Source organism: Pseudomonas sp. ABFPK (assembly GCF_001586765.1).
In the GTDB taxonomy this organism is placed as follows: domain Bacteria; phylum Pseudomonadota; class Gammaproteobacteria; order Pseudomonadales; family Pseudomonadaceae; genus Aquipseudomonas; species Aquipseudomonas asiatica.
Genome location: NZ_LQXW01000089.1, coordinates 33,708 through 43,323 on the forward strand (window position 1 = coordinate 33,708; position 9,616 = coordinate 43,323).

Sequence of the window (9,616 nt, forward strand, 5' to 3'; positions counted from 1 at the left end):
CCGGCCTCTTCGCGGGTAAACCCCACAGGGACCTCACTGGTTTCGAATCCTGTGCCGTACCTGTGGGAGCGGGTTTACCCGCGAAGGGGCCAGGCCTGTTAAAGCACAGTCACCGCCCCTTGCGCCGATACGGAAACACATCAATCACCTTCCCGTCACGAATCGCCGCCTGCAGCCCCTTCCAGTAATCCGCGTCGTACAACTCCCCATGCAGGCGGCTGAACAAGCGCCGCTGGCCGATATCGGCAAACAGGAACGGCGGAAACTCCTCGGGGAACACGTCATGCGGCCCGATCGAGTACCACGGCTCGCCCGACATCTCGTCCTCCGGGTAACGCGGCGGCGGGATATGGCGGAAGTTCACCTCGGTCAGGAAGCTGATCTCGTCATAGTCATAGAACACCACCCGGCCATGGCGGGTTACGCCAAAGTTCTTCAGCAGCATGTCGCCAGGGAAGATATTCGCCGCCGCCAACTGCTTGATGGCCAGGCCGTAATCCTCCAGGGCCTCCAGCACCTGGCCCTCGCTGGCGTGTTCCAGGTACAGGTTCAGCGGCGTCATGCGCCGCTCGGTCCAGCAGTGGCGGATCAGCACCGTGTCACCCTCCAGCGCCACGGTCGAAGGCGCCACCTCCAGCAGTTCGGCCAGGCATTCCGGCTCGAACTTGCTGCGCGGGAAGCGAAAATCGGCGAACTCCTGGGTATCGGCCATGCGCCCGACGCGGTCGACGCTTTTCACCAGCCGGTACTTGTCTATCACCGTGGCACGGTCGACCGTCTTCGACGGTGAAAAACGGTCCTTGATGATCTTGAACACGGTGTTGAAGCCCGGCAGGGTGAACACGCTCATGACCATGCCGCGCACCCCGGGCGCCATGACGAAGCGGTCGTCGCTGCTGGCCAGGTGGTTGATCAGCGCCCGGTAGAACTCCGACTTGCCATGCTTGTAGAAACCGATGGAGGTATACAGCTCGGCAATGTGCTTGCCCGGCAAGATGCGTTTGAGGAAGTTGACGAACTCCGCCGGCACCGGCACATCGACCATGAAGTACGAGCGGGTGAAGGAAAAGATGATCGACACCTCGGCCTCGTCGGTGATCAGCGCATCGGCCTCGATACCGTGCCCTTCGCGGTGCAGCAGCGGGATTACCAGCGGCCATTGCTCATCGCTGTTGAACAGACGGCCGACCAGGTATGCGCCCTTGTTGCGGTAAAGCACCGGCACAAACAGCTCCAACGCCAAGGTCGGATCCTTGCACACCCAGTCCGGCAGGCAGTCGCGCAGCTGTTCCTCCAGGCGCACCAGGTCGCCCTCCAGGTCGCCGTACGGCACATCGAACGGGTAATCGCTGAACACCGCCCGCAGCAGGCCCTTGAGCCCACCGTCAGGCCGATAGGTACGGGTTTGCGCGGCGCGCTCACGGCTGCGCATGGACGGTCGGGTGGTGTGGATGAACATGCAGCCGTCGCTGATCAGGTCGTGGCTGAACAGGCTGCAGAACAGCGAGTTGTACCAGGTCTCGGACAGCTCGTCGTCCAGCCTTGGGTCGATCAGGTGGATATAGGCGTTCTTCACCAGAGGCCATTGTTCCACATCCAGCAGCACGTCCTCGGCAAAGCTCTGGCGCAGCCAGCCGTTGACCTCGGCGACCTTCTCTTCATAGAGATTGATACGGGCGGCGGCGGCACGCTGGATATCCTGCCAGCGCGCCTGCTCGAAGCGCTGGCGGGCACCGAGGGTGATGCGCTGGAAGTGGTCGCGGTAGTCGTCGAAGCCGGCAAGGATCGTCCGGGCGATTTCGACAGCGGGCCAGGGCTGGGGCATGCGAGGACCTCGGTGCAGGGGTGAGATACAGAGCTTAGTCTGCCTGTCCGGAATACGGCGCCTGTACCGGCCTCTTCGCGGGTAAACCCGCTCCCACAGGTTCTGTGCACTGCTCGACCCTGTGGTAATCCTGTGGGAGCGGGTTTACCCGCGAAGAGGCCGGCACAGGTTTACACCGCAAGAAAGCACAAGAATCCCCAGCCCCCCTGGCGTACACTCGCGCCCCTGCCCTGCCTCCGGAGACCGTTGTGAGCCCCATCGCCCTAGCCCGCCTGCTGACCCTTGCCGCCGTCTGGGGGGCGAGCTTTCTGTTCATGCGCATCATCGCCCCCGAACTGGGCACGGTGCCGACGGCGTTCTTCCGCGTGTCCATCGCTTGCCTGGGCCTGGTGGCACTGCTCGCTGCCGCCCGCGTGCGCTGGGACTTCCAGGGCAAGCTCGGGGCCTGCCTGGTGCTGGGCATGATCAACTCCGGTATCCCCGCGACGTTCTACTCCGTGGCCGCCCAGGTACTGCCTGCCGGCTACTCGGCAATCTTCAACGCCACCACGCCGCTGATGGGTGTGCTGGTCGGCGTGCTGTTCTTCCGCGAACCGATGACCCTGGCCAAGCTCTGCGGCATCTTCCTCGGCCTGTTCGGCGTCGGCATCCTCAGCGGTGCCGGCCCGGTGGCCCTGGACCTGGCCCTGCTGCAAGGCGCCCTCGCCTGCCTGGCGGCCACCACCTGCTACGGCTTTGCCGGCTTCCTCGCCCGCCGCTGGGTCAGCGGCCTGGACAGCCGCCTGTCGGCACTGGGCAGCATGCTCGGCGCCACCCTGATGCTGAGCCCGCTGTTCGCCTGGAGCGCGCTGAGCCAGCCACCCGCCAGCTGGGGCGGCTGGCAGGTGTGGCTGTCGCTGCTGGGCCTGGGCCTGTTGTGCACAGCGTTCGCCTACATCCTGTACTTCCGCCTGCTGGAGGAGATCGGCCCGGTCAAGGCCAGTACCGTGACCTTCCTGATCCCGGTATTCGGCGTATTGTGGGGGGCATGGCTGCTGGACGAGCCGCTGTCGATGGCGCACCTGTACGGTGGTCTGCTGATTGGCGTGGCATTGTGGCTGGTGCTGCGTCCGGCCCGCAGCTGAAGCGGGGTACACGATGAACGACGCGTACAAGAAGGTCCTGTTCCGCCTGGAGCAGGACGAAAACGGCTACCCGCCCGCCTCGGTCGAGGGCCTGTGGGCCAAGGCCGTGGAAGGCGGCTATGCCGTCGACAACATTCCCTTCCATGTCTACGGCATCGCCCCGGGCGACGTGATCGGCACCCGTGAGGAAGCCGGCGAAACCTGGTTCGCCGAACTGCGCCGCAGCAGCGGCAGCTCGGTGTTCCGGGTGATCGTCAAGCCCCCGGAAACCCTGGACCAGGTACACGCGGCCTTGCACGACTTCGGCTGCAACTGCGAAACCGAGCAGGCGGTGAAGATGCTGGCGGTCGAGGTCCCGCCGCAGCGCTCGCTCGACACCTTGCTCTACTACCTGCTCACCCAGCGCGAAGCCGGCCTGCTGGACTTCGAGGAAGGCGTACTGCGCCACGCCATCCCCGAAGAGTTCCGCTAGGGCCTATGCATCGGCCAGGCGCGCGGCGGGCTTGCGGAACACGAACAGCAAGCCCACCACGATCAGCCCCATGCCCAGCAGGCTGAGCGGCGCCAGGCGGTTGCCGAAGATCAGCAGGTCCATCACCGCGGTCACTGCCGGCACCAGGTAGAACAGGCTGGTGACATTGACCAGGTTACCCTTGGCGATCAGCCGGTAAAGCAGCAGGGTCGCCAGCAGCGAGACCACCAGCCCCATCCACAGCAGCGCGCCGACGAAACCGCCAGTCCACTCCACATGCAGCGGCTGCAGCGGCGCGAACAGCGCGCACATGGCAAAGCCGGCCAGGTACTGCAGCGGCAGCGTGCCCATGGGGTTGTCGGTGATGCGCTTCTGCAGGATCGAGCCGAAGGTCATGCTGCCCAGCGCCAGCAAGGCGAACAACATCCCCGCCAGCGATACCCCGCCCAGGTTGATGCCTTGGTAGACCACCATGATCAACCCGCCAAGCCCCAACCCGAGGCCGAACAAGCGGCTCCAGGAGCGCTGGCGCTCCATCAGCACCACGGTCAGGATCGGTTGTACCCCCATCACCGTGGCCATGATGCCGGGGGTGACATGGGTATCGAGCGCCAGCAGGTAGAAGATCTGGTAAGCGCCGAGCAGCACACAGCCAGTGCCCAGAGCCCGCAGGATGGCCCCGCGACTGCGCGGCCAGCGCAGCCCCAGCAACGGGCCGATCAACAGCAGCCCGGCCAGGGCCAGCGCCGAGCGCAACAGCAGGAAGGCAAACGGGCTGGCATGCGCCAGGCCGAGCTTGGAGACGATCGCCCCGCTGCTCCACAGCAGGACGAACAGGCTTGTAGTGGCCGCCGAGGCCACGGATGCTTTGCTAAAGACAGACATGTATTGCCACCTGATTCAAGGCGAATAAGCCAGACGGACGGCGTGCGCTTCAGCGTGGGAAGTCGCCGACCGTGTTCAGTAGGTTGCGTGTGCGAAGGGATGCGGCCAGAAGCCGATCAGCCCAGCACGACCACGCAAGGAGGCGGAGCTACGCCGCCTACGACGCCACTGACAGGTGGTGGTGGATAGTGACTGATCATCGCCGGCTGCTGGCAGCCACGCACGACCATGCCCGCGACTGGCGCGATGGCAAAGCTTGTGGTGGATGGGCTGGCTGGCATGAACAGGTCTTCGGGAAGAATGCAGTGGGCTGGACTATAGCCCGGTGCCAGGCAGCTGGCAACCAATGTCAGCTGCCTTAGTGAGCGCGACTTTTTGCGCAAGAGCGGCGCGACAGTCATTCCGTCAGGTCTGCCATGATTTAAGTGCTGTGCAGAATCCTGTGAGCGGGCGTGCCCGCTCCCACAGAGGCCCTGCTGAGCCAATCAGTTATGTGCAGTTGTATGAGACCGTGCTTGCTTGCGAAGCAGACAATTAGAGTAACCTGCCAGGGCAATGCACGTCCTCGAAAACAAAAAAATGCAACTGACAATTCTACCAGTTTACAAACTTACATCATCGAATAAAGTCCCATGCATACCACCGACGGACTCCCACGTGCACACCATTCATTTCTACGAGAACGACAGGTTAAGCCTGATTCTTGATCAAACCCCACGCCGCATCAAGCGAATCAGCAATTTTGCTCTTGCGGAAATAAACGCCTTTCAACAAGCGTTGCTTTTGACACAAGACGTGCAAGCCTCAGTTCTTTCCCTAACAGGAAAACATACTAGTTCCAAGCAAATCTACTCACCCTACGGCCATTGTTTCCATTCCGCTATTTGCCGAGCAACATTAGCATTCACAGGCGAATTTTTGGATACAGACACTAATACATACCCTTTGGGTAATGGCCATCGGGCGTACGCCCCGCTATTAATGCGATTCCTGTCACCTGACTCGATGAGCCCCTTTTTGAAAGGCGGCATCAATAGTTATGCCTATTGTGGCAACGACCCAATCAATTCGTCAGACCCTACAGGCCGTACCCACGGAAAAATTTTCAAAAACCGATATAACAACACCAATCTCAGGCAACTTTCGCAACGCGAGCTACTGAAGAGGCTATATACTCAGCACGAAACCAGGAAAATAATTTTCAAGCAATTAAAGGGCGCTTACCCTCCTATAAAAAAAATACTCGACCACTTGCCAGACCACGAAATGGCCTATATGCCAGCCTTCGAAACCCGTGCAAACCAAGTGGCCCAATCTGCTGACACAGCAGCCTCATTAGTTAAAATGTTCATGAAGACCGGACAGGCGAATGCAAAGCCTTTGTTGGGTTTGAATCCCGCTGACGAGAACACAGTCATGGCTGTCGAACTACGCCTTCAACCCCCTGCAGAAACCCTAAATATCCTTCAAAGGCGATCCGCTGGCTTACGAGCCGGAATGCCTGCCAGCTACTTCGAAGATGACATGAAAGTTTTATATCCTGGTTAACGTAGTCAGGATCTGTCCTAAGAAGGGAAGGAAATTGCGTCTAAGGGACAACATGGCTGTTGGTTAATTTTTCACCGCCCCGGCTCGTCTGAATGCGTAACGCAGCCCGCATTCACCCGTTTCGAGGACCACCGATGAACGTATCCGCCTGGCTCTACCGGCCAGCCCAGATCACCTGCCTGCTGCTGGTCAGCGCCTACGCCCATGCCGCCAAGCCCGGCGACGTGTTCAAGGATTGCAAGGACTGCCCCGAAATGGTCGTGCTGCCCGCCGGCAGCTACGTAATGGGGGCCCCCGACGATGAAGTCGGCCGCCAGCCCGACGAGGGCCCGCTGCACACCGTGACTTTCGCCAAGCCCTTCGCCATGAGCCGCTACCAAGTCACCGCCGGCGAACTGGACGCCTACATCAAGGCCACCGGCACCGTCATCAAGAGCGGCGACGACCGCCCCGGCCGCTGGTGCGAAGCCAGCAAGCCCAGCTACAAGCAAGGCCCCCGCCAGCCGGCGGTGTGTATCGACTACGAGGAGGTGCAGGCCTACACCCGATGGCTGGCGAAAACCACCGGCAAGCCGTACCGCATGGTCAGCGAAGCCGAACGCGAATATGCCGCCCGTGCTGGCTCCAGCGGCCCGTTCCCCTTCCCCTTCGACGAACCTGGCAAGTACGAGATCAGCAAGCACGCCAACACCTATGGCCCCAAGGACGGGCATACCTTCACCGCCCCGGTGGGCAGCTACCCGCCCAATGCCTTCGGCATGTACGACATGCACGGCAACGTCTACGAATGGGTCGCCGACTGCTACCACGACAGCTACGAAGGCGCCCCCACCGACGGCAGCGCCTGGATCCAGGACCCAAAGTGCATCCGCGCGCACATGCGCGGCAACGACTGGGGCGAGCCGCCGATCTTCTCCCGCTCGGCCAACCGCAACGACCGCCTCAAGACCACCCGCGGTGACTTCCTCGGCTTTCGCGTAGCACGCGAACTGTGAAGTTGTGACGCGGTTAACGCAGCACCGGCCAAAAAAATCGCCAATAAGAATCGTTCCGGTTTTTCGCAGGTGCTGCGTCCTATAGCTGACAAAGAAAAATCCCTCTGCCAACGAGACCGCAATAGATGTCCAAGTCCCTCCCCGGCTCGCTCAACCCGCTTGCCAAAGCACTACTGATCCGTCATTCCCTTCGTCCCCAGCGCGCGTTCACACGCATCGGCCTGGGCCTGGCGATATCCGCTGCGATGGTTGCCCAGGTGCAGGCGCAGGAGTGGACACTGGATATTCCCGCGCAGTCGATGAACTCGGCGTTGCAGGCACTGGCCAGGCAGACCGATACCCAGTTGCTGTACAGCCCGGAAGATATCGGTGGCCTGCGCTCCTCCGCACTCAAAGGGCGCCACGACCTCGCTTCGTCCCTGCGCATCCTGCTGGGCGGCAGCGGGCTGCGTTATCAGATCGACGGCAACACCGTGACGGTAACAGCGGGTTCGGCCGCAAAGGACGGCCAGGTCGAGCTTTCGGCGACCAACGTCAATAGCATGGGCCTGGGCGCCACTACCGAAGGCACGGGTTCCTACACTACCGGCGTGACCAGCACGGCCACCCGCATGAACCTGTCGATACGCGAAACACCGCAAAGCATCAGCGTCATCACCCGCCAGCAAATGGACGACCAGCACCTGGCGACCATTACCGACGTGCTGAAGCAGAACCCGGGTATCACCATGTCCCAGGACGGTGGCGAGCGCTTTCACATCTATTCGCGCGGCTCGGAAATCAGCACCTACCAGCTCGATGGCGTGAACACCGCGCAGGACTACCTGACGCGCAACATGCCCAACACCCTGATGGACATGGCCATGTTCGACCGCATCGAGATCGTCCGCGGCGCCACTGGCCTGATGACCGGTGCGGGCGAACCCAACGGTGTGGTCAACATGGTACGCAAGCGCCCCACGCGAGAATTCCAGTCGTATGTGCAGGCCGGTGTGGGCTCGTGGGACTACTATCGCACCGAGGCCGACGTGTCCGGCCCGCTGATCGAAAGCGGCAAGCTGCGTGGCCGCCTGGTGGCCGCCAAGCAGAGCAACCAGAGCTACATGGACTGGTACAGCCAGGACCGTGACCTGGTCTACGGCGTGCTCGAAGCAGACCTGACCGATACCACCACCGTGCGCTTCGGCATGGACTACCAGACCTACGACGCCAATGGCGCGCCAGGTGTGCCGCTGTTTTTCAGCAATGGCCAGCCCACCAACTTCTCCCGCTCGACCAGTTCCGGGCCGCGCTGGATGTATGAAGACTACACCACCAAGAACTACTCCTTCGGCCTGGACCAGGAGCTTGGCAATGGTTGGCAGTTGAAAATGGCCGGCAACTACATGGATGTCGATCGCGACTCGCTGTCGGCGTTCTATCGCACCGGTGCCGGGGTCTCTACCCTCGATCAAGCCACCGGCAACGCCAAGTCCGACCTGCTGCAAGTCGATGCCCACCAGGTTCAGCGGGGCATGAACATCACGCTGCAGGGGCCTTTCGAGCTGTTTGGCCAGACCCACGAACTGGTTACCGGCTTCGACTACATGGATTACGAGAACAACCACTTCACCGGCAAAGCTGGGGAAGCCACATTCAACTTCTACACCTGGGGCAACCGCATACCGCAACCTGGCAACTATTCGCCACTGCTGGACTACGACCTGACCATCCGCCAGACCGGTTACTTCATTGCCACCCGGCTCAACTTCACCGACGACCTGCACATGATTCTCGGTGCCCGTACAACCAACTACCGTTCGGACTCGAACCAGGTGGTATTGACCACTGGCACTGGCAACCCCACGCAACTTAAGGAGCACGGAGAGGTAACACCGTACGCCGGCCTGATCTATGACCTGACCGATGAGCAGTCGGTGTACGCCAGCTACACCGATATCTTCAAGCCCCAGACCAGCCGCGACCGTACCGGCAAGGTGCTGGACCCTGTGATCGGGCAGAACTATGAAATGGGCTGGAAAGGTGAGTTCTACGATGGTCGCCTGAACGCCAACGCGGCGATCTACCTCATCAAGCGCGACAACCTTGCAGAGGAAGACACCGGTTTCAGCGTACCGGGCGTGCCTAACTCCACCGCTTACCGCGCGGTCAGCGGCGCCGAAACCAAGGGCATTGATCTTGAACTGTCCGGCGAAGTGGCTCGCGGGCTTGAGGTTCATACCGGTTACAGCCACTCCCGCACGGAAGATGCCAATGGCGCTCGGCTGACGTCTCAACTGCCGCTGGATACATTCCGCCTGTGGACTACCTACCGCCTGCCCGGCGAATGGGAGCGCCTGACTGTTGGTGGTGGGGTCAACTGGAACTCCCAGCAATCCCTGGCCACCCGCTACAACACGCGCATCACCCAGGAAGACTACGCCGTGGCCAGCCTGATGGCCCGCTACAAGATCAGCGAGCACCTGGCCGCCACGCTGAACGTGGACAACCTGTTCGACAAGAAGTACTACGCAGGCCTGGCCGGCAACTATGGCCACTATGGCGCGCCGAGAAACGCGACGCTGAACCTGCGCTACGATTTCTGATCAGCAGAACGAAAAAAGGCGACCCTGGAGGTCGCCTTTTTCATGCCTGCATGGTGTTCGCTTCGGTAGGCGGTCCGTTGTAGGAGCTGCCTTGTGTCGCGAAAGGGCTGCAAGGCAGCCCCGGCAATTCCTGCATCACTGCTGAGCCCCTGGGGCCGCGTTGCGGCCCTTTCGCGACACAA

The 9,616-nt window shown here is 61.5% G+C and carries 8 protein-coding genes; 5 read left to right on the forward strand and 3 right to left on the reverse strand.

The window, feature by feature from the left end; genetic code table 11:
- Positions 1 to 109: 109 nt before the first annotated feature.
- Positions 110 to 1,825: a bifunctional isocitrate dehydrogenase kinase/phosphatase gene (gene aceK, locus WM94_RS27875; protein ID WP_061552647.1), complete on the reverse strand. Its 1,716-nt coding sequence runs from the start codon at positions 1,823 to 1,825 to the stop codon at positions 110 to 112.
- Between the two features lie 248 nt (positions 1,826 to 2,073).
- Between aceK and WM94_RS27880 the strand changes: the two genes are divergently transcribed.
- Both WM94_RS27880 and WM94_RS27885 read left to right on the forward strand, forming a co-directional pair.
- Positions 2,074 to 2,949, forward strand: coding sequence for a DMT family transporter (locus WM94_RS27880; RefSeq protein ID WP_015271321.1), 876 nt, complete (start codon positions 2,074 to 2,076; stop codon positions 2,947 to 2,949).
- A gap of 13 nt (positions 2,950 to 2,962) precedes the next feature.
- Positions 2,963 to 3,421 (forward strand): DUF4265 domain-containing protein, encoded by a 459-nt coding sequence (locus tag WM94_RS27885; protein WP_061552648.1) that lies wholly within the window; start codon positions 2,963 to 2,965, stop codon positions 3,419 to 3,421.
- Positions 3,422 to 3,424: 3 nt separating this feature from the next.
- On the opposite strand, the gene WM94_RS27890 is transcribed toward WM94_RS27885, so the two are convergent.
- Both WM94_RS27890 and WM94_RS30580 read right to left on the reverse strand, forming a co-directional pair.
- Complete coding sequence (locus tag WM94_RS27890) at positions 3,425 to 4,306, reverse strand: DMT family transporter (protein ID WP_061552649.1); 882 nt, start codon at positions 4,304 to 4,306, stop codon at positions 3,425 to 3,427.
- Positions 4,307 to 4,422: 116 nt separating this feature from the next.
- Positions 4,423 to 4,587, reverse strand: a complete 165-nt coding sequence (locus tag WM94_RS30580) for a hypothetical protein (protein WP_170304001.1) — start codon at positions 4,585 to 4,587, stop codon at positions 4,423 to 4,425.
- Between the two features lie 376 nt (positions 4,588 to 4,963).
- Between WM94_RS30580 and WM94_RS29990 the strand changes: the two genes are divergently transcribed.
- The 3 genes from WM94_RS29990 (at position 4,964) to WM94_RS27900 (ending at position 9,434) form a co-directional block, all read left to right on the forward strand.
- Positions 4,964 to 5,854: an RHS repeat-associated core domain-containing protein gene (locus WM94_RS29990; protein WP_256207070.1), complete on the forward strand. Its 891-nt coding sequence runs from the start codon at positions 4,964 to 4,966 to the stop codon at positions 5,852 to 5,854.
- A 134-nt stretch (positions 5,855 to 5,988) separates the two neighbouring features.
- Positions 5,989 to 6,849 carry a formylglycine-generating enzyme family protein gene (locus WM94_RS27895; RefSeq protein ID WP_177342440.1) on the forward strand — a complete coding sequence of 287 codons (861 nt, stop codon included), beginning with the start codon at positions 5,989 to 5,991 and terminating at the stop codon, positions 6,847 to 6,849.
- Between the two features lie 125 nt (positions 6,850 to 6,974).
- Entirely contained in the window at positions 6,975 to 9,434 is a 2,460-nt protein-coding gene (locus WM94_RS27900; protein ID WP_061552650.1) for a TonB-dependent receptor, read from the forward strand.
- Positions 9,435 to 9,616: the final 182 nt, after the last annotated feature.

Bases quoted from the DNA above. Each gene is read 5' to 3' on its own strand.
- aceK (WP_061552647.1), bottom strand. From the start codon at position 1,825: ATGCCCCAGCCCTGGCCCGCTGTCGAAATCGCCCGGACGATCCTTGCC.
- WM94_RS27885 (WP_061552648.1), top strand. From the start codon at position 2,963: ATGAACGACGCGTACAAGAAGGTCCTGTTCCGCCTGGAGCAGGACGAA.
- WM94_RS27890 (WP_061552649.1), bottom strand. From the start codon at position 4,306: ATGTCTGTCTTTAGCAAAGCATCCGTGGCCTCGGCGGCCACTACAAGC.
- WM94_RS30580 (WP_170304001.1), bottom strand. From the start codon at position 4,587: ATGCCAGCCAGCCCATCCACCACAAGCTTTGCCATCGCGCCAGTCGCG.
- WM94_RS27895 (WP_177342440.1), top strand. From the start codon at position 5,989: ATGAACGTATCCGCCTGGCTCTACCGGCCAGCCCAGATCACCTGCCTG.
- WM94_RS27900 (WP_061552650.1), top strand. From the start codon at position 6,975: ATGTCCAAGTCCCTCCCCGGCTCGCTCAACCCGCTTGCCAAAGCACTA.